This is a genomic window from Rhizobium hidalgonense (assembly GCF_002914525.1).
Lineage (GTDB): Bacteria > Pseudomonadota > Alphaproteobacteria > Rhizobiales > Rhizobiaceae > Rhizobium > Rhizobium hidalgonense.
Genome location: NZ_LODW01000041.1, coordinates 15,813 through 40,051 on the forward strand (window position 1 = coordinate 15,813; position 24,239 = coordinate 40,051).

Annotated in this window: 26 protein-coding genes and 1 tRNA gene; 9 read left to right on the forward strand and 18 right to left on the reverse strand. The window is 60.3% G+C overall.

Annotated elements, in window-relative coordinates; translation table 11 throughout:
• The 8 genes from ATY29_RS03860 to ATY29_RS03895 all read right to left on the reverse strand — a co-directional run bounded on the left by ATY29_RS03860 (nt 1) and on the right by ATY29_RS03895 (nt 7,868).
• Entirely contained in the window at nt 1-1,008 is a 1,008-nt protein-coding gene (locus ATY29_RS03860; protein WP_003571078.1) for a type II secretion system F family protein, read from the reverse strand.
• 7 nt (nt 1,009-1,015) lie between these two features.
• A complete protein-coding gene (locus tag ATY29_RS03865; protein WP_003571079.1) occupies nt 1,016-2,491 on the reverse strand; it encodes a TadA family conjugal transfer-associated ATPase in 1,476 nt (491 codons plus the stop codon).
• A 77-nt stretch (nt 2,492-2,568) separates the two neighbouring features.
• Nucleotides 2,569-3,846: a CpaE/TadZ family protein gene (locus tag ATY29_RS03870; RefSeq protein ID WP_025417500.1), complete on the reverse strand. Its 1,278-nt coding sequence runs from the start codon at nt 3,844-3,846 to the stop codon at nt 2,569-2,571.
• 14 nt (nt 3,847-3,860) lie between these two features.
• On the reverse strand, nt 3,861-4,619 hold the full coding sequence (locus ATY29_RS03875; RefSeq protein WP_025417499.1) for a CpaD family pilus assembly protein: 759 nt from the start codon (nt 4,617-4,619) through the stop codon (nt 3,861-3,863).
• On the reverse strand, nt 4,616-6,115 hold the full coding sequence (locus ATY29_RS03880; RefSeq protein WP_003571082.1) for a type II and III secretion system protein family protein: 1,500 nt from the start codon (nt 6,113-6,115) through the stop codon (nt 4,616-4,618). Before ATY29_RS03880 ends, ATY29_RS03875 begins: the two co-directional genes overlap by 4 nt.
• A gap of 12 nt (nt 6,116-6,127) precedes the next feature.
• Nucleotides 6,128-6,943 (reverse strand): Flp pilus assembly protein CpaB, encoded by an 816-nt coding sequence (cpaB, locus tag ATY29_RS03885; protein ID WP_003571083.1) that lies wholly within the window; start codon nt 6,941-6,943, stop codon nt 6,128-6,130.
• A gap of 110 nt (nt 6,944-7,053) precedes the next feature.
• Nucleotides 7,054-7,566 carry an A24 family peptidase gene (locus tag ATY29_RS03890; protein WP_003571084.1) on the reverse strand — a complete coding sequence of 171 codons (513 nt, stop codon included), beginning with the start codon at nt 7,564-7,566 and terminating at the stop codon, nt 7,054-7,056.
• Nucleotides 7,567-7,679: 113 nt separating this feature from the next.
• Nucleotides 7,680-7,868: a Flp family type IVb pilin gene (locus ATY29_RS03895; RefSeq protein ID WP_003571085.1), complete on the reverse strand. Its 189-nt coding sequence runs from the start codon at nt 7,866-7,868 to the stop codon at nt 7,680-7,682.
• A 378-nt stretch (nt 7,869-8,246) separates the two neighbouring features.
• On the opposite strand from ATY29_RS03895, the gene ATY29_RS03900 reads away from it, so the two are divergent.
• The 7 genes from ATY29_RS03900 (at nt 8,247) to ATY29_RS03930 (ending at nt 13,723) form a co-directional block, all read left to right on the forward strand.
• A complete protein-coding gene (locus ATY29_RS03900) occupies nt 8,247-8,657 on the forward strand; it encodes a pilus assembly protein N-terminal domain-containing protein (RefSeq protein WP_003571086.1) in 411 nt (136 codons plus the stop codon).
• Between the two features lie 114 nt (nt 8,658-8,771).
• Complete coding sequence (locus ATY29_RS03905; RefSeq protein WP_025417497.1) at nt 8,772-9,407, forward strand: TadE/TadG family type IV pilus assembly protein; 636 nt, start codon at nt 8,772-8,774, stop codon at nt 9,405-9,407.
• Nucleotides 9,407-9,988, forward strand: a complete 582-nt coding sequence (locus tag ATY29_RS03910) for a TadE/TadG family type IV pilus assembly protein (RefSeq protein WP_003571088.1) — start codon at nt 9,407-9,409, stop codon at nt 9,986-9,988. The genes ATY29_RS03905 and ATY29_RS03910 overlap by 1 nt, the downstream gene beginning before the upstream one ends.
• Nucleotides 9,989-10,095: 107 nt before the next feature.
• A complete protein-coding gene (locus tag ATY29_RS03915; RefSeq protein ID WP_003571089.1) occupies nt 10,096-11,316 on the forward strand; it encodes a phosphopentomutase in 1,221 nt (406 codons plus the stop codon).
• Entirely contained in the window at nt 11,313-12,281 is a 969-nt protein-coding gene (locus tag ATY29_RS03920; RefSeq protein WP_003571090.1) for an adenosine deaminase, read from the forward strand. Before ATY29_RS03915 ends, ATY29_RS03920 begins: the two co-directional genes overlap by 4 nt.
• 117 nt (nt 12,282-12,398) lie before the next feature.
• A complete protein-coding gene (upp, locus tag ATY29_RS03925; RefSeq protein WP_003571091.1) occupies nt 12,399-13,028 on the forward strand; it encodes a uracil phosphoribosyltransferase in 630 nt (209 codons plus the stop codon).
• Between the two features lie 125 nt (nt 13,029-13,153).
• Entirely contained in the window at nt 13,154-13,723 is a 570-nt protein-coding gene (locus ATY29_RS03930) for a TIGR02281 family clan AA aspartic protease (RefSeq protein WP_003571092.1), read from the forward strand.
• Between the two features lie 6 nt (nt 13,724-13,729).
• Here the strand turns inward: ATY29_RS03930 and deoA are convergent, their stop codons facing one another.
• The 9 genes from deoA to ATY29_RS03975 all read right to left on the reverse strand — a co-directional run bounded on the left by deoA (nt 13,730) and on the right by ATY29_RS03975 (nt 22,431).
• Entirely contained in the window at nt 13,730-15,037 is a 1,308-nt protein-coding gene (deoA, locus tag ATY29_RS03935) for a thymidine phosphorylase (RefSeq protein ID WP_003571093.1), read from the reverse strand.
• A 1-nt stretch (nt 15,038) separates the two neighbouring features.
• Nucleotides 15,039-15,815: a deoxyribose-phosphate aldolase gene (gene deoC, locus ATY29_RS03940; RefSeq protein WP_003571094.1), complete on the reverse strand. Its 777-nt coding sequence runs from the start codon at nt 15,813-15,815 to the stop codon at nt 15,039-15,041.
• Nucleotides 15,816-15,929: 114 nt separating this feature from the next.
• Nucleotides 15,930-16,730, reverse strand: a complete 801-nt coding sequence (locus ATY29_RS03945) for a purine-nucleoside phosphorylase (RefSeq protein WP_003571095.1) — start codon at nt 16,728-16,730, stop codon at nt 15,930-15,932.
• A complete protein-coding gene (locus ATY29_RS03950; protein WP_025417495.1) occupies nt 16,727-17,116 on the reverse strand; it encodes a cytidine deaminase in 390 nt (129 codons plus the stop codon). Before ATY29_RS03950 ends, ATY29_RS03945 begins: the two co-directional genes overlap by 4 nt.
• Before the next feature lie 2 nt (nt 17,117-17,118).
• Nucleotides 17,119-18,090, reverse strand: a complete 972-nt coding sequence (locus ATY29_RS03955; protein ID WP_025417494.1) for an ABC transporter permease — start codon at nt 18,088-18,090, stop codon at nt 17,119-17,121.
• A 10-nt stretch (nt 18,091-18,100) separates the two neighbouring features.
• Complete coding sequence (locus ATY29_RS03960) at nt 18,101-19,204, reverse strand: ABC transporter permease (RefSeq protein ID WP_003571098.1); 1,104 nt, start codon at nt 19,202-19,204, stop codon at nt 18,101-18,103.
• Nucleotides 19,205-19,211: 7 nt separating this feature from the next.
• Nucleotides 19,212-20,723, reverse strand: coding sequence for an ABC transporter ATP-binding protein (locus ATY29_RS03965; protein ID WP_003571099.1), 1,512 nt, complete (start codon nt 20,721-20,723; stop codon nt 19,212-19,214).
• Between the two features lie 88 nt (nt 20,724-20,811).
• Nucleotides 20,812-21,804: a BMP family lipoprotein gene (locus ATY29_RS03970; RefSeq protein ID WP_003571100.1), complete on the reverse strand. Its 993-nt coding sequence runs from the start codon at nt 21,802-21,804 to the stop codon at nt 20,812-20,814.
• Between the two features lie 309 nt (nt 21,805-22,113).
• The gene (locus ATY29_RS03975; RefSeq protein ID WP_003571101.1) at nt 22,114-22,431 is read right to left on the reverse strand and encodes a hypothetical protein; all 318 of its coding nucleotides are present in this window, start codon (nt 22,429-22,431) and stop codon (nt 22,114-22,116) included.
• A 230-nt stretch (nt 22,432-22,661) separates the two neighbouring features.
• Here ATY29_RS03975 and ATY29_RS03980 point away from each other — a divergent pair.
• Nucleotides 22,662-22,751: transfer RNA gene (locus ATY29_RS03980), tRNA-Ser, on the forward strand.
• Nucleotides 22,752-22,985: 234 nt separating this feature from the next.
• Here the strand turns inward: ATY29_RS03980 and ATY29_RS03985 are convergent.
• On the reverse strand, nt 22,986-23,744 hold the full coding sequence (locus ATY29_RS03985; protein WP_003571102.1) for a hypothetical protein: 759 nt from the start codon (nt 23,742-23,744) through the stop codon (nt 22,986-22,988).
• Nucleotides 23,745-24,005: 261 nt separating this feature from the next.
• Here ATY29_RS03985 and ATY29_RS03990 point away from each other — a divergent pair, with 261 nt between their 5' ends.
• Nucleotides 24,006-24,215: a KTSC domain-containing protein gene (locus ATY29_RS03990; RefSeq protein WP_003571103.1), complete on the forward strand. Its 210-nt coding sequence runs from the start codon at nt 24,006-24,008 to the stop codon at nt 24,213-24,215.
• Nucleotides 24,216-24,239: the final 24 nt, after the last annotated feature.

The following is a 24,239-nucleotide window of genomic DNA, read 5'->3' on the forward strand; positions in this document are numbered from 1 at the left end:
CTAAATGTCAAAATTGACCATGTTGCGCATGACGAAGATGCCGATCGACATCCAGATCGCCGAAACACCCATGATGAAATGGCCGCGCGGATCGGTGAAGAGGATCATCATGTAGTTCGGCGAGGTGAGATAGACGAGGGTCGCGACAATGAAGGGCAGCGCACCGATAATGACCGCCGACGCCTTGGCCTCCATCGACAGCGCCTGGACCTTGGCCTTCATCTTCCTGCGCTCGCGCAATACCTTGGAGAGGTTGCCGATCGCTTCCGACAAATTGCCGCCGGCCTGCGATTGGATAGCGATGACGATGGCGAAGAAGTTGACTTCCTGGAGCGGCATATGGAGGGTCATGCGGGCGCAGGCGTCGGGGATGCTGAGGCCCACCTGCTGCGCCTCGATCACCCGCCGGAACTCGCTCTTCACAGGCTCGGTGCCTTCGGTGGCGATCAGACGGATCGCATCGTTGAGCGGCAGGCCCGATTTGATCGACCGCGTGATCACATCAAGCGCATTCGGAAGCTCGTTGAGAAACTTGCTCTGACGGCGTTTGATCAGGAAGCCCACGACCCAGCGCGGCAGGCCGAGACCGGCGACGACGGCGATACCGATCATCACCATCAACGATACGCCGACGATGAAAGCCATGAGCAGCAGCACGCAGGCGAAGATGGCGCTGACCAAATAGAATCTCCCGATCGTGATCGGCAGGCCGGCCTGCACCAGCCGGGATTTCATCGACAGGGTCTTCTTGGTCTTTTCGTGCTGGCGCTTTTCCAGATCCTTGAGATTGTCCTGCACCGATTTCCGGCGCTTCGACATTTCCTGCACCCGGTCGCGGGCAGCCTTGACTTTGACCCGGTCGCTTTCGGCCGATTTGACGCGGTCGATGCGGCTTGCCGATTTCTTGTCGGCTTCGATCCGGGAATACATCAAGGCATAGGCGACCGCCGCCGCCGAGACGGAGGCGAGGACGACGATTGCCAGCACTATCGGATCAAACCCGAACATCTATCGCCTAGTCCTTCGTTTTCGCTTCCATGGCGTCGAGGGCGGCGGCAAGACGCTTTTCCTCGTTGAAGTAGCGGGCACGATCCCAGAAATGCGGCTTGCCGACGCCGGTCGACATATGCCGGCCGATCAGGCGGCCGCCGGCATCCTCGCCTTCGATCTCGTAACGCATCAGGTCCTGGGTGATGATGACGTCGCCTTCCATGCCGATCACCTCGGTGATCTGGGTGATGCGTCGCGAACCGTCGCGAAGGCGCGCCGCCTGTATGATCACGTCCACCGAGCTTGAGATGATCTCACGCACCGTTTTTGCCGGCAGGGTGAAGCCACCCATGGCGATCATCGATTCAATACGGCTCAGGCATTCGCGCGGCGTGTTGGCGTGGATGGTGCCCATCGAGCCGTCGTGACCGGTGTTCATCGCCTGCAGCAGATCGAATACTTCGGGTCCGCGCACTTCGCCGACGATGATGCGCTCGGGACGCATACGCAGGCAGTTCTTGACGAGATCGCGCATGGTGATCTCGCCCTCGCCTTCGATATTGGGCGGGCGCGTTTCCAAACGCACGACATGCGGCTGCTGCAGCTGCAGTTCAGCCGTATCCTCACAGGTGATGACGCGTTCATCCCTGTCGATATAGTTGGTCAGGCAGTTCAGCAGCGTCGTCTTGCCCGAGCCGGTACCACCCGAAATGACGACATTGCAGCGCACCCGGCCGATGACCTGCAGCACGGTCGCGCCTTCCGCCGTGATTGCACCGAAACGGACGAGCTGATCGAGCGTCAGCTTGTCCTTTTTGAATTTGCGGATGGTGAGCGCCGGCCCGTCGATCGACAGCGGCGGCGCGATAACGTTGACGCGCGAGCCATCAGGCAGGCGGGCGTCGCAGATCGGGCTCGATTCGTCGACGCGGCGGCCGACCTGGCTGACGATTCGCTGGCAGATCGAGAGAAGCTGCGCATTGTCGCGGAAGCGGATCTCCGATTCGATCGTCTTGCCGCCGACTTCGATGAAGGTCTGGCCGGCACCATTGACCATGATGTCGGCGATATCGTCACGCGCCAGCAACGGCTCCAGCGGACCGTAGCCGAGGACATCGTTGCAGATATCCTCGAGCAGTTCTTCCTGCTCGGAGATCGACATCGCAAAGTTCTTAATGGTGATGATGTCGTTGACGATGTCGCGGATTTCCTCGCGCGCGCTTTCGCCGTCGAGCTTGGAAAGCTGCGAGAGATCGATCGTATCGATCAGCGCGGAAAAGACCTGCGCCTTGGTGTCGTAATATTCATCGGTGCGAACAGGGCGCTTGCGCTGCGGCGTCTGCATCGGCGGCGGCGTCACCTGCTGGCGTGCGGGCTCGCGAGAGGGTTCGACCAGAATGGAGGGAGAAGAGGCCGCAGGGGCGGCAGCAGGAGCCGGCGGCGGGGGAGCAATCGCACCTCCGACCTTTCCGGATCCTTCATTTCCGCGTTTTCCAAACATGCCGCCTAATCCAATCTGGTCTATTCTTTTGTTTTCACGCAATTCCGGACGTAAAACGTGCTGGAATTGCTCATCGTCTACTTGCGCTTCAGGAGGCCCAGCAGGCCGCCCTTCTTCGCCTTCCTGATCGCAACACGGCCGGTGACGATGTGCGATATCTGCGAAAAGGTCTCCGCCGTCGGCGATTTCGGGTCGACTTCCGAGATCATCCGGCCGCTATTGGCAGCGTTGCCGAAAAGGTTGATGTCGAAGGGGATGATCGCGATCGGATCGATCTCCAGCGGCTGACAGAAATCCGACGGTGAAATCTCCGGGCGTTTCGGCATGCCGACCTGATTGAGGATCAGATGCGGCGGCTTGTCGTTCGGTCGCATCTTGCGCAGCGCGTCCAGCATGTTCTTGGCATTGCGCAGGTTGGCGAGATCGGGAACCGCGGTGATGACCACTTCGTCGACGCTCGACAGCACCGAGCGCGTCCATTCCGACCATGCATGCGGAACGTCGAGCACGGTAACGGGCGCGCTGCGCTGCAGGACATCGAGCACCGGCTGGAAAGCCTGGCCGTCGAAGTCGTAGGCGCGGTCGAGTAGCGAGGGTGCAGCAAGCAGGGAAAGATGCTCGGAGCATTTCGTCAGCAGGCGGTCGAGAAAAACCTCGTCGAGACGATCGGGCGCGAAGACCGCTTCGGCGATGCCCATGGCCGGGTCCTGGTCGAAATCGATGTTCGCCGTGCCATAGGGCAGGTCGAGATCGGCCAGGATCGTCTCGGTGGAGAAGAGATTGGAAATTCCGAAGGCGCAGTTATGCGCGATGGTCGAAGCGCCGGTGCCGCCTTTCGAGCCGATAAAGGCGACGCTGCGGCCGAGCGGTTCTGCTTCCGGATCGACGAAGATCGAAGCCATTGCCGTCAGAACATCGGGCATGGCGATCGGTTGGACCATATATTCGGAAATGCCGTTACGGATGAGTTCGCGATAGAGCCCGATATCATTGTAATAGCCGACGATGACGACCTTGGTCGTCGGGTCGCAGACGGCGGCCAGCGGCGCCAGTTCACCGAGGAGGCTCCCGGAATTCGCTTTGGTCTCCAAGATGATCAGGTTCGGCGTCGGGGCGCCCGAAAACATATTGGCGGCGGCGGCGATGCCACCGCTGGTAATGCGCAAGCTGACCTTGGCCATCCGCCGATCATTGGCGCAACGTTCCATGACCTGCTGCAGCGCTTCGCTCTCGCAGAAGGCATGCACGGAAATGCGTGGCAGCGGCCGCATGTTCTCCAGATCGGCCATGCGCACCGCCTCCTCGGCGTGGCGAAGCTCGCTCGGATTTTTGATTTCGTATTCGATGGCGCTCATCGTCCCGTTCCGTCTCAGAAGCTGCTGTCGGTGCCGCCGACACCCTCGATCGTCGATGTCGTCGTCCGGTATTCCTGGATCGCGTTGTTGCGCCGCTGCGCGTCGATCGGCGTCATGCCGCGGGGCGCCACCAGATCCTCCGGATTGGCGATCTGGGCGGCGAGGTTGTTCTGCGAGGCACAGCCGAAATTATAATAATTCTGGTTGGTGAAATCGTTCGAGATGTCTTTCGGCCACTGACCGCATTGGGTGGTGATTGCGGTGGTGCCGGTAAAGCTCAGCCGGATCGGCGCCGCATCGCCGGGGCCTACCGCGGCATAGGAGGTGTTGACGATTTTCGAGCTCGCGATTCCCCTTGACGCCAGCTCGGCACGGACCTGATTGCGCAGCTGATAGGCCGCCGCCGAATTCGGCGAGCCTTGCGGCGACAGCACGTAAACCGGACCCGAGGCGCGGGCCATGTAGTTTGCGGCAAAACCGCGGATGAGGTCGCGCTGGGCGCTGGTGAGGCGGCGATCGGTGGAAGCCACGGGTATATCGACCGTCTGTTCCGCTTCGGTGACGATGATCGGGTGGCGGGCGCGATAGTCGTCCGGAATACCGCCTGTTGTCAGCTGGTCGTGCGGGCCGGCGCATCCCGAAAGGATCACCGCCGAAACGCCGGCGGCGGCCAGGAAGGCCTTCGAGATTCCGCGGCGGGGTGTCGTCGATTTCATATGGGCCATCGCCTGATCTCTGTTCTCGTCCATTGCTGCCGATCCTGCTCCGCTCATTTGTAGATGAACCCGATCGAGCCGTGGAACTGCGCATCGGCGACCGGCGCCTCGCGGCGGCCGTAGACCTTGTTGACACGGTTGAGGAAGAAGGTCGCACCGTCGTTCTCGGGGCTGAAATTATCGTCCGGCCGATTGAGCTGATTGCGCGCAACCGGGCGCACCAGATAGGGCGTCGCGATGATGACAAGCTCGGTTTCCTGACGTTCGAAACCCTTCTGACGGAAGAGGGTACCGAGCAGCGGGATTTTGGAAACACCGGGCGTGCCGCCCATCGTCTGCGAGACGTTATCGCGGATCAGACCGGCCAGCGCGATCGAGCCGCCCGAGGGCAGTTCCACCGAAGTCTCCGCCGAGCGGCGCTGATAAGTGGCGTTGCCGCTGCCGGCCACTGGTTCGGAGACGTTGGTCTTGATCTCCAGGCTGATGCGTCCCGATGACAGTACCACCGGCTTGAAGGCGAGGTTGATGCCGTAATTGAACGGCACGACGGTGACGTTGCCGTTATTATCGGTCGTCGAATATAGCTGCTGGCCGCCGGAATTAAAGGTCGCGGCCTGGCCCGATATTGCCGTCAGCGTCGGCTCGGCCAGCGTCTTGACCACCTTGGCTTGCTCCAGCGCGTTGAGGTAGGTGGAAATGTCGTATTTGCCGATCGAGCTCTTGAAGAGCGCCGCCAGGCCGCCGCCGACCGTCGCTGTGGCGCTGTCGGCATTGGGACTGCCGAGCTGGGCAACCGTCATGCCGGAAGAATTGGACACCAGATTGTCGAAGCCGAGCTGCTTCAGCACCTCGCGGCGGACCTCGGCGATCGTCACCTTGAGGGTGACCTGGTCCTCACCCTCGATCTGCAGCAGGTTGACGACCTGCGAGGCCTGTCGGCCTTCGGCAAAGAGCGCCACCGAGCTGTCGCCGCCGGTACCTGACGCGGTCTCGGTTCTGGTCGTCGCCTCGCCGCCCTTCAGGAAGACCTGCGCCAGATCGGCCGCCTGGGTGGCATCCTGCGGGGTGCGCACGGTGCCGGTCAGCACGATGTTGTCGGAGACGATTTCGACGTTGATGTTGGAGTCTGGAATGAAACGGCGGAGATTGACTTCGAGGCCGGAAACGTCGCGCTCGATCTCGATGTCGAGATTGACGATCTCCTGCCCACCGGCGCCGAAGACAAAGATGTTCGTCTGTCCGACCTTCTTGCCGAACAGGTAAATGCGCCGCGAGGTGCGGGTGACGGCATCGGCCATGGTCGGATCGGAGACGAGGATATCATGCGCATCCTCCGGCAGATCGACGACAACGGCCTTGTTCAGCCCGAGCTTCAGCCGGCGGTGGGCATCACGGCCGGTCTGTGAGATGCGGATGAGATTGTCGGAATCGGCACGCGCCTCGCCTGATCCTAAAAGCGGCGCGAAAGAGGCCGGCGCAATACCCGAGACGCCGACGGCCAGTGAGAGGCAACCTGTCAGGAGAAGCCCGGCGCGCCGCTTTGAATTGCCCATGTGCACGTCCTCTTACTCCGCCTTCGGCGCTACGCCGGCATCGGTAACGATGGCGCCGGATTTGATGACCTGGATGATCGCACTGCCGTTATCACCGCTCAGCAGATAGTCGGCGGCGCTGGTATCCTGCTCCTGCGCATCGGCAACCGAGCGCAGCGCCAGCGACAGCCGGTCCGCCATCTGCTGGGCGACAGCGAGCACCTTCGTCTGATCGGGCGTGAGTTCGAGCGTGGCGGTCGTGCCGACCACCGACTTCGAGCCATCGTCCTTTTCCTGGATCTGCTGGTCGATAGCGAGGACACGGACGTTGCTCAGCACGGTTTCGGTGATGAGCTTATTGGCCTCGGTGCCCTTGCGGACCATGATGACGTCGACGCGGTCGTTCGGCAGGATGAAACCGCCGGCACCGGTTGCCACCGATATCTCGGTCGCGACGGCGCGCTTGCCCGCCGGCAATAGCGAGGAAAGGATGCGGCTGTTGGAATCGGCGATCTTTTCCGGCCGGATCGGTTCACCTTCGAAGATCGGCAGACGCACGACGGCACCCTGCAGATCCTTGATCGCATCCGGCTTGTCGGCTTCGGTGATCAGGCCGGCGACGACGCCGCCCTGCGGCCAGGCTATCCAATGAACCGACTGGTCGCTCAGCCTCTCGCCAACAGCCAGGTTGGTGCTGGAGACGAGGATGTTGACGGTCGGTTCCTTCTCGATGACCGACTGAACCTGGGTGACGACACCGCCACTGCCCGCCATTTGCATCGCCAGGAAGCCGGCGAGGCCGGCTGCCACCAGGGCGACAGCTAGGATTATAAGGCGGGCCGGTTTCATCGATCATTCCTCAGGGCACGATATGTTCGCCCTGCAGAATGCTCAGCAATTGGTATAATTATGGTTAATGGAACGCTTACATTTTAAGTTAACGGGCATTTAAAATGCCGTTATTTCAGGCTTTCCAGCGCCGCGATGAACAGCGGCGAGGAAGGGAAGGCCATGAAACCGCCGATCGCGATCGCAATGCCGTAGGGAATCTTCTTGGCGATGAGGATCGAGTTCGGCACCGGCAAGCCAAAGGCGAGGATGGTATCCGATTGCGCCCTCGCCATCAGGATCAGCAAGGTGATCAGGCCGCCGATCATGGCGACGTCGGTCATCAGGAAAAGAAGGGACTGGTTCAGGCCGAACCAGAGTGCGGTGGCGCTCAACAGCTTGGCGTCACCGCCGCCCATCACATTTAAGGCAAAAAGAGCGAAACAGGCGGAAAAGACGATGGCAGCGGCGGCGAGATGCATGCCGATCGTTTGAATTGCAAGACCGGACAGCGGCGCGAGGACGAGAAAGGAGACGGCTAGGATCAGGGAAACCCGATTCGGGATCGTCATGGTGAACAGATCCGAGAAGGCGGCCATGGCTAGGCAGAGTGGCAGTATCACGAAGACTGCAGCTGCGATCATGAGCATACCCGATCATAGTAAGATACGAAAAGGCTCACGGCCGTTCAGCCTGTGAGCCCGCTCGATATACGACCGAAGCAAATCCGGTCAGTATCCCGTTACAGGGCAGCTTATTAGCCGCCACTTGCGGTCTGAGCGCCATCCATCTTGGTGCTCAAGCCGTTAAACGTGTTGCCGATCTTGCCGCCGAGCGCCGTTGCGCCGGTGATGAGCGCTACGGAAATGAGAGCGGCGATCAGGCCGTATTCGATGGCGGTCGCGCCGGATTCGTCCTTCAGAAAACGGCTAAAAAGCTTGGTCATGGTTACTCCTAACTCCAGTTGATGTTCAGCACGTCCGCCAACTGTTGCCGTTGATCGGATGACTGCAACCTAGCGAATGGGCGTTTCCATCTACTTAAGGAAAAGAGTTAACGAGATTTGAACGAGACAACATGCCTCTGTAGAGTAAGTATTTTCTTACGGGCTTACCTCAATATTTAACAATATTCCTGCTATATCAGCTGCATTCATCTAGAAATAGCACAGGCCTGACCTCCAACCGTCGCGCGCACTTCCAAAGGTCGTACCAAATCGGATCATCGCGCTTCATTCCGGAACAAAGTTGCTGGCTTAAGGCTTCGTTCACCATTTTTTTCCATTCTATGGCGATATTGCGCTGTGATCGTGAAAGAGGACCAAATGTCATCGAGCGGCAAAACAATTTTCTTTGCCGGCATGATCGCCGTTTTCGGTATATCGGGAATTTCCGCGGCCGCAGACGATGACATGCTGCGCGTCTATATGGATCACGCGCGCGTATTGAAGCTCGACCGCCCCGTCAGCAAGGTCATCGTCGGCAATGCCAAGGTCGCCGATGCGACCGTCGCCGATGCCAAGACCATCGTCCTCACAGGGCGCAGCTTCGGCACCACCAATCTGGTGCTGCTCGATGCCGACGGCAATGCGATCCTCGACGAGCGTATCCTGGTGTCGATCGATGAGGGCAATACGGTGCGCGTCTACCGGCAGACCGAACGCTCCGTGCTGTCCTGCACGCCGAACTGCGAGCAGCATGCGCAGCAGGCGGCGACCGGCACCACCTCGCCCTGATCGGATTCTCGCACTTCTTGGGCCATTCGTTAAAATCGTCGCGTCAGACTGAAACGGAAAATCAACGAACGGATCCTAGTGTGGCGGACAGAGAATGTCGCTCGGGTCCAGGCAATGACGGTAATTGATCAGAAAACGGAAAAGGCGCACTCCGCAGCGCCGTTCCGTTTCTTGCGGTTTCGCGCTCTCGCCCGCTCACGTGAGGGGGCTGCGGCGATCGAATTCGCCTTACTCGCCATTCCCTATTTCCTGGTGATTTTCGCAATCCTCGAAACCTTCGTCGCCTTTGCTGCCGAGGAACTCGTCTCCAACGCCGTCGATACGATGAGCCGCAAGATGCGCACCGGGCAGATTACCTATAATCTCGGCCGCACGACCGATATGACCCAGACGCAGTTCCGCCAGGCTTTCTGCAATGAGATCTCGATACTGGTCCGCTGCTCGACGAGCGAAGTGGCTACGCCGAGCAAGCTCTACGTCGACGTGCAGACGTTCAGTACCTTCTCGGCCATTCCGACGACGATCCCCAAGCTTTCCACCGCCAGATATGCTGACCTCAATACGGCGGCGTTCAAATACGCACCGGGCGGCGCCGGCACCATCAACATGGTCCGCGCCTACTACCGCTGGGAAATCATCACCGATCTGGTCCGGCCCTATATTACGACGATACGGCCCTCCGACGGTTCGATGCCGAAGGATTATCTGATCGTCGCCACCGCGGCCTTCCAGAACGAGCAGTATCCATAATGGCGCTTCTCAACCCGTTCACCAGGCTGGTATTGACGGCGCGGCGGCTCATCCGAGAGCGCAAGGGCGCCGGCGCGATCGAATTCGCCATCCTCTTTCCCGTGCTCGTCATGCTCTATATCGGCGCTTTCGAGATCACGGTCGGCCTCAGCGTCAGCAAGCGGGTGACACGCGCCGCAGGTTCGATCGCCGACCTCGTCACCCAGCAGCAATCCGTCACGAAGAGCGTGCTCGCGCAGATGCCGTCGGTCGCAAACTCGATTTTCGTGCCCTATAACACGACATCGCTGACATTGAAGATCACCGGCATTACCATCGACGCCGGCACTAATGCCAAGGTGCTGTGGTCCTGGGCGCAGGACGGGACGGTGCCCTACGCCAAAAACACCGTCGTGAGCAATGTGCCGGCTGATATGAAGACGGCGGACAGCTTCCTCGTTCGCACCGAGCTCAGCATCCCCTATACGATGTTCCTGTTTGCGCCGAACTTCATGCCGGATGGCATGCGCACGATTACCATCAGCCGCAGTTTCTTCTACCGCCAGCGGCAAGGCGAATCGATAGCCTGCGGCGACTGCTGACACCTGTTCCCCAACTCGAATTTGCCAAGCCGGCCGCAGCATTATATGGCTGAATCTTCATCACCTCTGACATTCCAGAGGCTGGCGACTGGCTTTTCGGGTGCAAAATGGCGCGTGCCTTTCTTTTCGTTCTGGATTCTTTCGGCGTTGGCGGAGCCCCGGATGCGGCGGCCTATGGCGACGAGGGTGCCGATACACTCGGCCATATCGCCGAGTTCTGCGCGGCCGGGGCGGGAGATCGCGCTGGATTGCGCAGCGGGCCGCTTTGCCTGCCCAACCTGTCGGAACTCGGGCTGATGCAGATCGCGCGCTCCGCCTCGGGCCGGTTCCCGGCCGGCATGCCCGTTCCCGAGAAGATCTACGGCATTTATGGCGCCGCCAGCGAAATCTCCCGCGGCAAGGATACGCCGTCAGGCCATTGGGAAATCGCGGGAACACCCGTCAGTTTCGATTGGGGTTATTTCCCGACGGAGGGCGACGCCTTTCCGCCGGAGCTGCTGGAGGCTTTGTGTAAAGAGGCCGGCGTGCCAGGCATTCTCGGAAACTGCCATGCCTCGGGAACGGAGATCATCGCCCGGCTCGGCGAGGAGCATATCCGCACCGGCAAGCCCATCTGCTACACCTCCTCGGATTCGGTCTTCCAGGTGGCGGCGCATGAGCTGCATTTCGGCCTCGATCGCCTGCTCGCCTTCTGCCGTTTGGCTCGCGGGATGCTCGATCGCTACAATATCGGCCGCGTAATCGCCCGGCCCTTCGTCGGTCTGTCCAGCTCGACCTTCCACCGCACCGGAAACCGGCGCGACTTTTCCGTGCTGCCGCCGGAACCGACCTTGCTCGATCGGCTGATCGAGCGCGGCCGGCACGTGCATGCTGTGGGAAAAATCAGCGACATCTTCGCGCATCAGGGCATCTCCAGGGTCATCAAGGCGACCGGCAACGAGGCGCTGATGGATGCGACGCTTTCCACCATCGACGAGGCCGAGGACGGCGATCTCGTCTTCACCAATTTCGTCGATTTCGACATGATTTACGGCCATCGTCGCGATGTGCCGGGTTATGCCGCGGCACTCGAAGCCTTCGATGCACGCCTGGGCGAAGTCCACAAGAAACTCAAGCCGGGCGATCTCGTCGTGCTCACCGCCGACCACGGCTGCGACCCGACCTGGCGCGGCACGGACCATACGCGCGAGCGCGTACCGGTCATCGCCTATGGCCCCGGCATCCGGTCGCGGTCGATCGGCGTGCGCCGCAGCTATGCCGATATCGGCGAGAGCATCGCGCGTCATCTCGGCATTCCGGCCGGACCGCATGGAAGGAGTTTTCTGTGACATCGCATTTGAAGAAGGTCGAGCTGCACTGCCATCTGGAGGGTGCGGCTCCTCCAGCTCTGACCGACGCCCAGGCACGCAAATACGGCGTCGACATCAGCGGCGAGCTTCGCGATGGCGCCTATGTCTGGCATGATTTCGCGAGCTTCCTCGAATGTTACGACAAGGTTTCCGAGGTCTACAGGACCGAGGAGGATTATGCGCTTCTGACCGAAACCTATCTCGACGAACTTGCCGGCATCAATACGATCTACAGTGAACTCATCGTTTCCCCCGACCATGGCAAACGCATCGGGCTCGGTGCCGATGCCTATATCTCAGGCATCTGCGAAGGTATCCGGCGAGCCAGGGAAAAGAGCGGCATCGAGGCCCGGCTGATCGTCACCGGCGAGCGGCACTTTGGTCCGGAGAGTGTCATCGGTGCGGCCGAATACGCGGCCAAGGCCGGCAATCCTTTGATAACCGGCTTCAACCTTGCCGGCGAGGAGCGCATGGGGCGTGTCGCCGACTATATCAGGGCCTTCGATATCGCCCGGGATGCCGGCCTGGGGCTCACCATCCATGCGGGCGAGGTCTGCGGGGCTTTCAGTGTCGCCGACGCGCTCGATGCCGTGCGCCCCCAGCGTATCGGTCATGGCGTGCGCGCCATCGAGGATTTGGATCTGGTGAAGCGGCTTGCCGATCTCGGCACCGTGCTCGAGGTCTGCCCGGGCTCCAATATTGCGCTTAAGGTCTTTCCCGATTTCGTTTCGCATCCGCTGCGCCGGCTGAAGGAATCAGGCGTCCGGGTGACGATCAGCTCGGACGACCCGCCATTCTTCCACACCTCGCTCGCGCGGGAATATGAACTCGCCGCGGGGGCCTTCGGCTTCAGCAACACCGAGATCGATGCCATGACGCGCACGGCGATCGAGGCGGCCTTCGTCGACGAAGACACGCGCAAGGCCCTGCTCGCCCGGCTTTAAGGGCTAAATGTGGGGCCCTAAGAGGCTGGGGATGATCGACGCAAATTGGCCTCCACTCTTGCAGTCGGGCCGATTTCCGTGGAGAAACATTCGATAGAAAGAATGAAAGGCTTCCCCATGGACGGCGTTACAGTCATCGATCACCCGCTGGTGCAGCACAAACTCACCATCATGCGGCGCAAGGAGACATCGACGGGAAGTTTCCGGCGATTGCTGCGCGAAATCTCGACGCTGCTCTGTTACGAGGTGACCCGCGATCTCGAACTGACGATGGCAACGATCGAGACGCCGCTGCAGACGATGGAATCGCCGATCCTCGAGGGCAAAAAGCTGGTCTTCGCCTCGATCTTGCGCGCCGGCAACGGACTGCTCGAAGGCATGCTCGATCTCGTGCCCTCCGCCCGGGTCTCGCATATCGGCGTCTATCGCGACCACGAGACACTGCAGCCGGTCGAATATTACTTCAAGGCGCCGGAGGATGTGGCCGAGCGCCTGATCATCGTCGTCGACCCGATGCTGGCAACCGGAAATTCGTCGATTGCGGCGATCGACAAACTCAAGGAGCGCGGCGCTCACAATATCCGCTTCCTTTGCCTGCTCGCCGCCCCGGAAGGGATCCGCAACTTCCGCGCCGCGCATCCCGATGTTCCGGTCTTCACCGCCTCGATCGACAGCCACCTCAACGAGAAGGGTTATATCATGCCCGGCCTCGGCGATGCCGGCGACCGCATGTACGGCACCAAATAGTTTCAGCCTTCCTTTACCAAATCGAAAGAGTTTAGGGCCCGGATCGTTCGTCCGGGCCTTTTTTCTATCGATGTTAGCGACTTATCACGATTTGAGGCTTAGCAAGCTGGAAGCATGAGGCCTGCATGAAGCCGGGTTTATACAGGAAGGATTTCTGTTTCATGCTCGTGCGTACCGTCATATTCGCCAGCATCGCCGCGGTGCTGGCCACACAGGCGCCTTCCTTCTTCGAGAACACCGGCCAGCAGCCTGCCGACGCCCTCTCCGCCAATTACCTATCGACCGAAAGCGACAAGCCCGCCGCCACCGCGCCGGTCTCCGCCAGCAATGCCATCCGTCTGCAGGCAGATGCGCAGGGTCACTATACCGGCAGCTTCAAGATCAACGGCAAGCCGGTGCAGGGCCTGATCGATACCGGCGCCACGTATGTCGCACTCAACGAGACGCTTGCCCGCCGGCTCGGCTACACTGGCAACCAGCTCGATTTCCACTATGGGGTGAACACCGCCAACGGCCAGACGAAGGCGGCGCATGTGATGCTCGACCGGGTCGAAATCGGCGGCATCCGCGTGCGCGAGGTCGAGGCCTTTGTCCTCAAGGACGATGCGCTGACGACGACGCTGGTCGGCATGAGCTTCCTGCGGAAACTCGCCTCCTATTCCGTCGCCGACGGTTCGCTCAGCCTCAAGCAGTAAACCACATCAGATCCTGGCCGAAATTACCGGCGACTGCTGCGGCTTGTCCTCGGTAATGCGGTAGTGCGCTGCAATCGCGGCTGCTGCCTTTTCCGCCGCCGCTTCATCGGCGGCGTGAACCACCGCGATCGGCTCGCCGGCCTCTACGCGGGTGCCAAGCGGCAGCAATCCGGAGAAGCCGACGCGGTGATCAATCCGGTCCTGGGGATGACGCCTTCCGCCGCCGAGATCGATGACACTGACGCCGATACCGCGGGCATCGCAGGCGGAAAGCCAGCCGGGCCGGCCGGCCAGGACAGGTTTTTCCACCGGCGCTCTGGCCAGATATTTGTCGGGATTTTCGACGAGATCGGCCGGACCGCCGAGCATGGAGACCATGCGCCCGAAGACCTCCGCCGCCTTTCCCGATGACAGGGCCCGACGCGCCATCCCTTGAGCTTCGTCAGGTGAAGTGGCAATGCCTGATTTCACCAGCATTTCGGCGGCGAAGGCAAGTACGACGGTCTGAAGCCGGGTGTCCGCCTTCCCACCCGCCAGGAAATCCAGGCAGTTGCGCATTTCAACGGCATTGCCGGCGCTATCGGCGAGCGGCTGGTTCATGTCGGTGATCAGCGCCGAGGTCTTGATGCCGGCGCCATTGGCAACCTCGACCAGCGATCGCGCCAGGCTCTCGGCCTGGGCGCGGTCGGCCATGATGGCGCCGTTGCCGACCTTGACGTCGAGCACCAGCGTCTGAAGCCCGGCAGCAAGCTTCTTCGAGAGGATCGAGGCGGTGATGAGGGGAATGGAATCAACGGTGGCGGTCACATCGCGCACGGCATAAAGCCTGCCGTCGGCTGGCGCCAGGGTCCCGGTCTGGCCGATGATGGCGCATCCCGCCTGCTTCACGACTTTGTGGAACAGGTCCGCATCCGGGGTGATCCTATAGCCTGGAATGGATTCGAGCTTATCCAGCGTGCCGCCGGTATGGCCGAGGCCGCGCCCCGATATCATCGGTACGGCAAGGCCGCAGGCGGCAGTGATCGGGGCCAGCATCAGCGAAACATTGTCGCCGACACCGCCGGTCGAATGTTTGTCGGCGATCGGGCGGTCGATGTCAGCCCATTTCAGCCGATCGCCGGAATTGGCCATCGCCAGCGTCAGGGCGACGGTTTCGGCCCGCGACATGCCCTTGAACCAGACGGCCATGGCGAATGCGCCGATCTGGCCTTCCGACAGATGGCCGGCAGCGAGCGCCGCGATGAAGGTGTTGATATCGGCGAGACCTAATTCCTCGCCATCGCGTTTACGCCGGATGATTTCCTGCGGAATCATCTCAATAGCTCGACGCCACGGCTGATGCAGACTGTGCTCCGCTCAGAACCGCCAGGATATCGTCAAGCAGGCCGGACGCGCCGAAGCGAAAGGTCGACGGCATCGCCCAGTCCGGCGCCATGATGGTTTCGGCCAAGCTCAGATAGAGGGCGGCATCGGCCACCGAGCCGATACCGCCGGCCGGCTTGAAGCCGACCTTGCGTCCGCTTTCGCGAATGGCGCGGATCATGATGTCGGCGGCTTCGAGCGTCGCGTTGACGGCGACCTTGCCGGTGGAGGTCTTGATGAAATCGGCGCCGGCGTCGATGGCAAGCTCGGAGGCGCGGCGGATCAATGCCGCCTCCTTCAACTCGCCGGTCTCGATGATGACTTTCAGCAGGACGGGTCCGGCGCATTCGGCGCGCACCGCCTTGACCATATCGGTCACGGCCTTTTCATTGCCGGCTATGAGCTTGCGGTAGGGGATAACCAGATCGATCTCGTCGGCGCCGTCGGCAATCGCCTCGCGGGTTTCGGCGGCGACATCGGCCACTTCCATGTCACCCGAGGGGAAGTTGACGACGGTGGCGATCCGCACGGCATGGTCGGTGCCGAGGATGTTGCGGGCTTGAGCGACGAAGCGCGGCCAGATGCAGATCGCCGCACTATTGCCATAGGGGGTCTGCGCGCGGGCGCAAAGCACGTCGATCTGCGCCGCAGTGCAATCATCTTTCAAATTGGTGAGATCGAGTAGGGAAAGGGCGACCGCCGCCGTTTCCCGGATGGAATGGCTATTCATCTTCACTTCCTCTAGAGCATCATGCCGAAAAGTGTGGGCGGTTTTCTCACGACATCATGCTCTCGCTGTTTGATGTAGAACAGGATTCAGATTTTAGGCCGACCCGGCCTAAAATCATCCTGTACTGGCCGCAATCATCTCTTTCAATATGGCGGCGAGACGGGCGCCGCCGACGGGCGCCATGTCCTTGGTTTCTTCATGGCTGAGTTCGTTGCCGGTCATGCCCGCCCCATAGTTGGTGATAACGGAAGCGGCGGCAACCCTCAGACCCAGCATTCTTGCAATGATGACCTCCGGCACCGTCGACATGCCGACGGCATCGGCGCCGAGGATGCGCGCCATGCGGATTTCGGCCGGCGTTTCGAAGCTCGGACCGGAAAACCACATATAGACCCCTTGCGCCAGCTCGATCTTGAGCTTTGCCGCTGCCTTCTGCATTGCCGCGGCCAGGCCGGCATCATAGGCATTGGTCATGCCGACGAAACGATGATCGCTTTCCTCGCCGATCAGCGGATTCATACCGGAATAATTGATGTGATCGGTAATCTGCATCACCGAACCGGGCGGTATGTCGTCGCGCAGCGATCCGGCCGAGTTGGTCAGGATCAACGCTTCGACACCGAGCGCCTTCAGTACCTCGAGCGGCAGTCGCATGGCATTGGCATCGCCCTTCTCGTAATAATGCACCCGGCCGGAGAGCATGATCACGGGTTCGCCGCCGAGACGGCCGGCGACGACTTCGCCCGCATGGCCAGAGACGGCGCTGACGGGAAAGCCCGGCAGGTCGCGATAGGGAACGCGGACGGCACCGTCCACCGCTCCGACGAGCGAGCCGAGACCAGAGCCGAGCACGATGCCATGGCGCGGCTTGATGCCGCCGAGCAATGCGGCGAGCAGGCTGACCGTCGCCTTCATCCGAGTTCGGTCTCGAAGCTGAAGGGAAGCAGCTCTTCCATCGTCATGGTCTTCTTCACGCCCGCCTCATCGCAGAGATAGATCTTCGTGTCCTTCGAGGCGAATTCCGAGATCTTCTGGCGGCAGCCGCCGCAGGGCGGGCAGAGCGGCAGCTTCTCGGCGATAACGGCCATCTCGACGATCTTCCTGGCGCCGCCCATGATCATGGCGCTGATTGCCGTCGGTTCGGCGCACCATCCTTGCGGAAAGGAGAGGTTTTCGATGTTGGCGCCGCTATAGACCTTGCCATCCTCGGCGCGGATCGCGGCACCGACGGGAAATTTCGAATAGGGCGCATGGGCAAAAGCCATGGCGCCGCGGGCGGCTTCGAACAGGTCGTGGGACATGATCAACGTTCCTTCGTGTAGGGCACGCCGCCGGCCTTCGGCGGGATGGCGACGCCGATGAAGCCGGCAAGCAGGATACAGGTCAGAATATAGGGCAGCGCCTGGAAGACCTGAACCGGCACCTCGCCGATCAGCGGCACCTGTTTGCCCTGCATGAAATTCGCCAGCGCATCGAGGAAGCCGAAGAGCAGGCAGGCAAACATCACCGGCACCGGCTTCCACTTGGCGAAGACGAGGGCGGCGAGCGCGATATAGCCCTTGCCGGCCGACATGTCCTTGATGAAGGCAGCGGACTGAGCGATCGCTAGATACGTGCCGGAGAAACCGCAGAGGATGCCGGCGCACATGACGGCTCGATAACGCAGCCAGGCGACCGAGATGCCAGCCGTATCGACAGCGCCCGGATTTTCGCCGACGGCGCGCAGCCTGAGGCCGAAGCGCGTGCGGTAAAGCACCCACCAGGAGAAGGGCACGGCGAGGAAAGCGAGATAGGTGAGGATATTGTTGCCTGAAATGACATTGGCATAGAGCGGGCCGAGGATCGGTATGTCGCGGATGGCATCGGCTCCCGGCAGAATGATCGGCGCGAAGCGAGCATCCGGCGAGAGCTGCGGCGTGCGCCCGCCCTGGCCGAACCAGGCCTGGCCAAGGACGATGGTGATGCCGGCGATGAAGAAGTTGATGGCCACGCCCGAGACGATCTGGTTGCCGCGGTTGGTGATCGAGGCGAAGCCATGCACCAGGCTGAGGGCCACCGAGCAGACGATGCCGGCGCCGAGACCCAGCCAGGCCGAATCGGTGAGATAGGCAATACAGGCGGCGGCGAAGGCCGAGCCCAGCATCTTGCCCTCGAGACCGATGTCGAAGATGCCGGCGCGTTCTGAAAACAGGCCGGCAAGGGCGGTGAAGATCAGCGGGATCGACAGGCGGATCGTCGAGCTCAGAACGCTGATGAAGATGTCATAATAATCCATCGTCCGCTCCTCAGGCTCGCTTGAACTGTTGATAGATGCGCACCATGGCTGGCCGGAACATGTATTCCAGAGCGCCGGCAAACAGGATCACCAGACCCTGGATGACCAGGATCATCTCACGGGTGATGTTCGGCATCTCGAAGGAGATCCAGTCGCCGCCCTGATAAAGAATGCCGAAAAGGATGGCGGAGAAGATGATGCCGAGCGGATGGTTGCGGCCCATCAGCGAGACCGCGATACCGACGAAGCCGGCGCCGCCGACGAACTCCACCTGCAAGCGGGCAGAAGAACCCATGACGGGATTGAGCGCCATCATGCCGGCGAGCGCGCCGGAAATGAGCATGGCAATGATAACGATACGCGCATAGGGAATGCCGGCATAGGCTGCCGCCGTCGAACTCACGCCCAGCGTGCGCATCTCGAATCCAAGCTTGGTGCGCCAGATGAGTACCCAGACAAACCAGGCGGCAAGAAGGGCGATGATGAAGGAAACATTGAACGGCGCAGCACCCAGCTTGGCGCCGAACATCTGCATGATCCAACCAAGCTTCGGCAATTGCCCGCCTTCGAGAAAAGTGCGGGTTTCCGGCGCCATCTTACCCGGCACGATCAGCACGTGCACCAGCAGATACACCATCAGGGCGGCGGCGATATAGTTGAACATGATCGTGGTGATGACGATATGGCTGCCGCGCTTGGCCTGCAGGAAAGCAGGGATAAAGGCCCAGGCGGCGCCAAAGAGGCCGGCTCCGACAACGGCGATCGGCATCGTCACATACCACGGCACGTAACGATCGAGCGCCAGTGCCACCAGTGCGCAGCCCAGCCCACCGACATAGGCCTGGCCTTCCGAGCCGATGTTGAACAGGCCAGCATGGATGGCGACAGCCACGGAGAGGCCGGTGAAAATGAAACTCGTTGCGTAGTACAGCGTGAAGCCGATGCCCTCACCGCTGCCGAAGGCGCCTTCGATCAGCAGCGACAGCGCACCGAGCGGACTCTCGCCGATTAGCCAGACGACGAAGCCTGAGATCAGGAAGGCGACAATGAGGTTCAAGAGTGGGATCAGACCGTAATTGATCCAGTTTGGCAGCGGAACGGAAGCAGTGCTCATAAAGGCCTCACGCGGCAATGCCGGCCATCATCAGGCCGAGGGTCTGTTCACCGGCATCGGGCGTCTTCTCGCCGACGACATGGCCGGCAAACATGACAAGGATACGGTCTGAAAGGGAGCGGATTTCATCGAGTTCGACGGAGACGAGCAGGATCGCCTTACCCGCATCGCGCATTTCGATGATCCGGCGGTGAATGAATTCGATGGCGCCGATATCGACGCCGCGCGTCGGCTGGCCGATGATCAGCATCTTCGGATCACGTTCGATCTCGCGGGCGACGACGATCTTCTGCTGGTTGCCGCCGGAGAAATTCGCCGTCTTCAGCCGCGGGTTCGGCGGGCGGATGTCGTATTTCTCGATCTTCTCCATCGCATCCCTGCGGATCGCTTCGAGATCGAGCAGCGGGCCGCGGCTGTAGCCCGGGCGGCGGTGATAGCCGAGCACGGAATTTTCGTATTCCTCGAATTTCAGGACCAGGCCCATATGATGGCGGTCCTCGGGAATATGGGCGAGGCCGAGTTCGCGCAGCCGGGCGGGATCGGCCTTGTCGATCGTCTGGCCGTCGAGAAGGATTTCGCCGGAGGCGGGCTTGCGAATGCCGGCAATTGCCTCCAGCAATTCGGACTGGCCATTGCCGGCGACACCGGCAATGCCGACGATTTCGCCGGCGCGCACCTCGAAGGAGACGTTATCGACCATGGTGACGCCGCGATTGTCCTTGACCGAGAGATTGCGGACGGAGAGCACGGCGGCGCCTGGATTCGCCTCGCCCTTTTGCACGCGCAACAGCACGCGGCGGCCGACCATCAGTTCGGCAAGCTCTTCCACCGTCGTTTCCGCTGTCTTGCGGGTGGCGACCATCTCGCCGCGGCGCATGACCGAGACCGTATCGGTGATCGCCATGATCTCGCGCAGCTTGTGGGTGATGAGGATGATCGTCTTGCCCTGGTCGCGCAGCACCTTGAGGATACGGAAAAGGTGATCGGCTTCAGCCGGCGTCAACACGCCCGTCGGCTCATCGAGAATCAGGATCTCGGCGCCGCGATACATGGCTTTCAGGATTTCGACGCGCTGTTGCAGACCGACCGGGAGTTCTTCGATCAGCGCGTCCGGATCGACCTCGAGGCCGTATTCCGTTTCCAGCCGCTTGAGTTCGGCGCGGGCCGATGCAACGCCTCTCGCCAGCAGCATGCCGCCTTCGGCGCCGAGCATGATATTCTCGAGCACCGTAAAATTGTCGACCAGCATGAAATGCTGGTGCACCATGCCGATGCCGGTGGCGATCGCTGCCTGGCTGTCGCGGATGGTGACGGGATTGCCGTTGACGCGGATCTCACCGCTGTCGGCGTGGTAAAAACCATAGATGATCGACATCAGCGTCGATTTGCCGGCGCCATTTTCGCCGATGATGCCGTGGATCGTCCCCTTGGCAACGGTGAGGTTGATGTCCTTGTTGGCATGGACGGCACCGAATTTCTTATCGATGCCGACAAGCTCGATAGCGGGCTTATCTGTCACGGCAGGCTCCAAATAAGATAAGGGCGTATGGCGAAAATCCCCTCCGCCATACGCCCGATCTCAATCGTCGATTACATCAGGGCGCGGATCACTTCGGGCAAGCATTGTCCGAGGTATAATCGTGAACCTTGATGGTCCCCGCAATGATATCGGCCTTTGCCTTGTCGACGGCCGCCTGCATTTCCGGCGTGATCAGCGACTTGTTGTTGTCGTCGATCGCGGCGCCAACACCATCTTCCTTGACGCCGAGCGCCTGGACGCCACCGGTGAACTTGTCGTTCTTGGTGTCGCTATAGGCGTTGTAGACGGCGAGGTCGACGCGCTTGACCATCGAGGTCAGCACCGAGCCCGGATGCAGATGGTTCTGGTTGGAATCGACGCCGATCGACAGCTTCTTGTTGTCGGCAGCGGTCTGCAGAACGCCGAGGCCGGTGGCGCCGGCTGCCGCGTAAATAACGTCGGCGCCCTGATCGATCTGGTTCTTGGTGAGCTCGCCGCCACGAACCGGGTCATTCCAGGCTGCACCCGTGGTGCCGGTCATGTTCTGGAAAACTTCGACATCGGCCTTGGCGGCGCGCGCACCCTGTTCGTAACCGCATTCGAACTTGCGGATCAGCGGAATATCCATGCCGCCGACGAAGCCGACCTTGCCTGTTTTCGATGCCATGCCAGCGAGAATGCCGACGAGGTAGGAGCCTTCTTCTTCCTTGTAGACCACCGAGCGGACGTTCGGCTTGTCGACGACGGAGTCGACGATGATGAACTTGGTATCAGGGAATTCGGCTGCAACCTTCTCGATCGCCGAGGTCCAGGCGAAGGAAACGGCAACCACCGGATTGAAACCGCGGCTTGCGAAGTTGCGGATGGCCTGTTCGCCCTGGGTGTCGCCGGTCGGCTCGAAGTCGCGATAGGCGATGCCGGTCTCGGCCTTGAACTTCTCAGCGCCGTTATAGGCCGCTTCGTTGAAAGACTTATCGAACTTCCCGCCGGTGCCGTAAACCAGCGCCGGCTTGACATCGGCGGCAAGCGCCGTCGTCGACATGGCAGCCACGGCAAGGAGAGTGAGAAGGGATTTTTTCATTGTGCAGCCCTGTTGTTGCTATTCGTTAGGGGTCCTCCCGCAAGCCCTTTTCGGACATGTCTGCGGAACCACCGACCTCCCCCCGGAGGCCTGGCTGCGCGCATCCTTGCATGGCTCACGGAAAAATTCACCAGAAATTTTTCAGGCGGTAAAGATTTGCAGCGATTGCTGAAAATCCATTCCCTGGGGCTGATTTTTAGACATTTCCGCTGCCGGGATGCAAAATTTCACGGCAATCCGACAGTCGTGTCGAGGCCATACGGCGGCCGGCCAGATCCCGGCCGGGCCGTGGCGGCGGGACCCGCTTGCCTATGCGGTGAAGCGACCGGCTATCGGCGGCTTCTTGTAGCCGATCATCCAGAGAAGCAGCGCGATCACCAGGAAAACGGCAAAGGCCGGCTGCAGCATCAGCCACTGGAAGATGAAGGCGTAGAAACGTGGGTGAATATAATAGGAAAGGGAGGTTTGCAGCGACGTCAGGGTTGTCGGGCTGACATCCTGCCAGGCATCGGAAATGGGCGTCACCACCACTGCTGACGCCGCAACCGATTGGATCGAATCGATGGTCCCGGCAATAACGGCCGCCGCAAGCGCGACAAGGCTGGCCAGACGCAACAGGAAACGCATCAATTCCTCCGACGCTTCGATATGCCGGGACAATTCCGGCGAACCCGCGCCATTCCTCACCTTGAGAATTACATAGTCGTCGATGATGTGAAGCACAATGGACGGGCGGAGGCGAGTTTTATCTGAAGAAGTCAAAAAACTGTTAGATTTCGGTTGATCGACAAAAATTCATCGGTATATATCGCGCCGTTCCGACGATTTGCTCCTATCCAGGCGCGAACGCCCAAGAAGGACAGGTGGCCGAGTGGTTTAAGGCGCACGCCTGGAACGCGTGTGTACGTGAAAGCGTACCGTGGGTTCGAATCCCACCCTGTCCGCCATATTCGTTAAAACCTCCGCTTCTTTCCTTCGCAGGGCCGTGCCAGCCTTATCCATTGCGTGTGGCAGCAGCTCAACGCCCCTGATTCTTGCAGATATTGGACGCCTGTCAGCGGCTCAGCATAATCGCGACCAGCGAGTCGGCCCAAAAATCGGAATCGATTCGGGCCGACGCGTAGATTCAGAGTGTTACAACGTCCTTTGCGCGTCTAAAAAGACGTGCGGCGCTGTAGGTCCTATTCGAAAATTTCCGAGACGCTCGTCGCTGCGATCGCATTCCCTTGACGTCCTCCGAATGGAGGCCGCGGAGCCTCGGAACTCAGCAGTTTGCGAGCCAAGACGATCGAAACGTAGCACAGACCGAATATCGACGCCCATTGACAAATCACCAGTATTGCCAAAGCGATGAGGTTCAGTTTTCCGTCCGAGAAGATGCTATCGGCTTCGTATGACATCGATGTTGCTGCCGTCATCAATATCAAAGCACCGATGAAGGGAAGAAAAAGTCCGGCAAACAGCCGCAAAAAGGTGGGAGCCAAACCGCGTTTCCCTCGGCTGAAGGCGGCTGAAAGTCCGCTATTAGAGCCCGCAATTCCGGCAATAGGCCAGGTTCCGACAAGCGCAAGCAGCAGCGGAAGGATGATTGCGATCACCGCAAGGCATAAGAGTAGAAATACGTTCTTTGACAGGGAAGCGGCGCCGAATGCGACAGGGGCACCAATCCCGATTCCAATGACGACCAGCATGATAAGCAAGTTCTTCCAGATGTAGCCGCCAAACCCACGCTTGTCGGTCAGGTTTGAAACTTTCTCATCTCCATTTAATATTGCTTTCTGAATGAAGAATCCAAAAGACAAAGCAACGAAAAATTGCGCTGAATTACTTTTGTTTCCACCGCTGTAGTCATCAAAAGCAACCAGTGCGCAATTGGCTGCAACAACAACACACACAAACGACAGATTACGTCTTACAAAGGAAATCGCTTCACCTAACATTGCACCCTGCCATACCTCACCTCTGGATGGAAGATATCGTCATTAAAACATGGTGCTGTCAAACGTCGATCTTTCTTTTTCAGCAAGTTCCCACCGAACCCCCGCAGAAGCCGGCAATCGGTAGTGTCGAGTGTGGCGACGGTGGCGATTGACGTCCCCATAACCTGGGCAGGATTCCAGAATTTTTACCATGCCGCTTCACCGCGTCTTTGCACGTTTTGGTTTATCTTCTGCCCAAAGTAAAAAACGGAGACTAAACAGGTGGAAGAACTTTCGGTGAAGTCGAAGATCATCAAATCCGTCTATTTCAGCCAGGAAGACGGGCGGCTCAGGATTTGTTTCAAGAATGGCGAGGAACGTCTGTTCGACGGCGTGCCGTCCTCGGAAGCCCATGCGATGACAGTGGCGCCGTCTCCCGGCCATTATTACCTCGACCGGATCAGAACCCGGTTTCGGAGACTGGCTGCCTGACCAGCCGGAGAATGCCGCCGGCCC

Coding starts and splice junctions, on each gene's coding strand:
- ATY29_RS03905 (WP_025417497.1), top strand. CDS start 8,772: ATGACGGTAATTGATCAGAAAACGGAAAAGGCGCACTCCGCAGCGCCG.
- ATY29_RS03960 (WP_003571098.1), bottom strand. CDS start 19,204: ATGAGCACTGCTTCCGTTCCGCTGCCAAACTGGATCAATTACGGTCTG.
- ATY29_RS03890 (WP_003571084.1), bottom strand. CDS start 7,566: ATGATCGCAGCTGCAGTCTTCGTGATACTGCCACTCTGCCTAGCCATG.
- deoA (WP_003571093.1), bottom strand. CDS start 15,037: ATGATTCCGCAGGAAATCATCCGGCGTAAACGCGATGGCGAGGAATTA.
- ATY29_RS03870 (WP_025417500.1), bottom strand. CDS start 3,846: ATGAGCGCCATCGAATACGAAATCAAAAATCCGAGCGAGCTTCGCCAC.
- ATY29_RS03900 (WP_003571086.1), top strand. CDS start 8,247: ATGTCATCGAGCGGCAAAACAATTTTCTTTGCCGGCATGATCGCCGTT.
- ATY29_RS03945 (WP_003571095.1), bottom strand. CDS start 16,730: ATGAAGGCGACGGTCAGCCTGCTCGCCGCATTGCTCGGCGGCATCAAG.
- deoC (WP_003571094.1), bottom strand. CDS start 15,815: ATGAATAGCCATTCCATCCGGGAAACGGCGGCGGTCGCCCTTTCCCTA.
- ATY29_RS03915 (WP_003571089.1), top strand. CDS start 10,096: ATGGCGCGTGCCTTTCTTTTCGTTCTGGATTCTTTCGGCGTTGGCGGA.
- ATY29_RS03985 (WP_003571102.1), bottom strand. CDS start 23,744: ATGTTAGGTGAAGCGATTTCCTTTGTAAGACGTAATCTGTCGTTTGTG.
- ATY29_RS03860 (WP_003571078.1), bottom strand. CDS start 1,008: ATGTTCGGGTTTGATCCGATAGTGCTGGCAATCGTCGTCCTCGCCTCC.
- ATY29_RS03910 (WP_003571088.1), top strand. CDS start 9,407: ATGGCGCTTCTCAACCCGTTCACCAGGCTGGTATTGACGGCGCGGCGG.
- ATY29_RS03950 (WP_025417495.1), bottom strand. CDS start 17,116: ATGTCCCACGACCTGTTCGAAGCCGCCCGCGGCGCCATGGCTTTTGCC.
- upp (WP_003571091.1), top strand. CDS start 12,399: ATGGACGGCGTTACAGTCATCGATCACCCGCTGGTGCAGCACAAACTC.
- cpaB (WP_003571083.1), bottom strand. CDS start 6,943: ATGAAACCGGCCCGCCTTATAATCCTAGCTGTCGCCCTGGTGGCAGCC.
- ATY29_RS03970 (WP_003571100.1), bottom strand. CDS start 21,804: ATGAAAAAATCCCTTCTCACTCTCCTTGCCGTGGCTGCCATGTCGACG.
- ATY29_RS03955 (WP_025417494.1), bottom strand. CDS start 18,090: ATGGATTATTATGACATCTTCATCAGCGTTCTGAGCTCGACGATCCGC.
- ATY29_RS03875 (WP_025417499.1), bottom strand. CDS start 4,619: ATGAGCGGAGCAGGATCGGCAGCAATGGACGAGAACAGAGATCAGGCG.
- ATY29_RS03930 (WP_003571092.1), top strand. CDS start 13,154: ATGAAGCCGGGTTTATACAGGAAGGATTTCTGTTTCATGCTCGTGCGT.
- ATY29_RS03975 (WP_003571101.1), bottom strand. CDS start 22,431: ATGCGTTTCCTGTTGCGTCTGGCCAGCCTTGTCGCGCTTGCGGCGGCC.
- ATY29_RS03865 (WP_003571079.1), bottom strand. CDS start 2,491: ATGTTTGGAAAACGCGGAAATGAAGGATCCGGAAAGGTCGGAGGTGCG.
- ATY29_RS03880 (WP_003571082.1), bottom strand. CDS start 6,115: ATGGGCAATTCAAAGCGGCGCGCCGGGCTTCTCCTGACAGGTTGCCTC.
- ATY29_RS03895 (WP_003571085.1), bottom strand. CDS start 7,868: ATGACCAAGCTTTTTAGCCGTTTTCTGAAGGACGAATCCGGCGCGACC.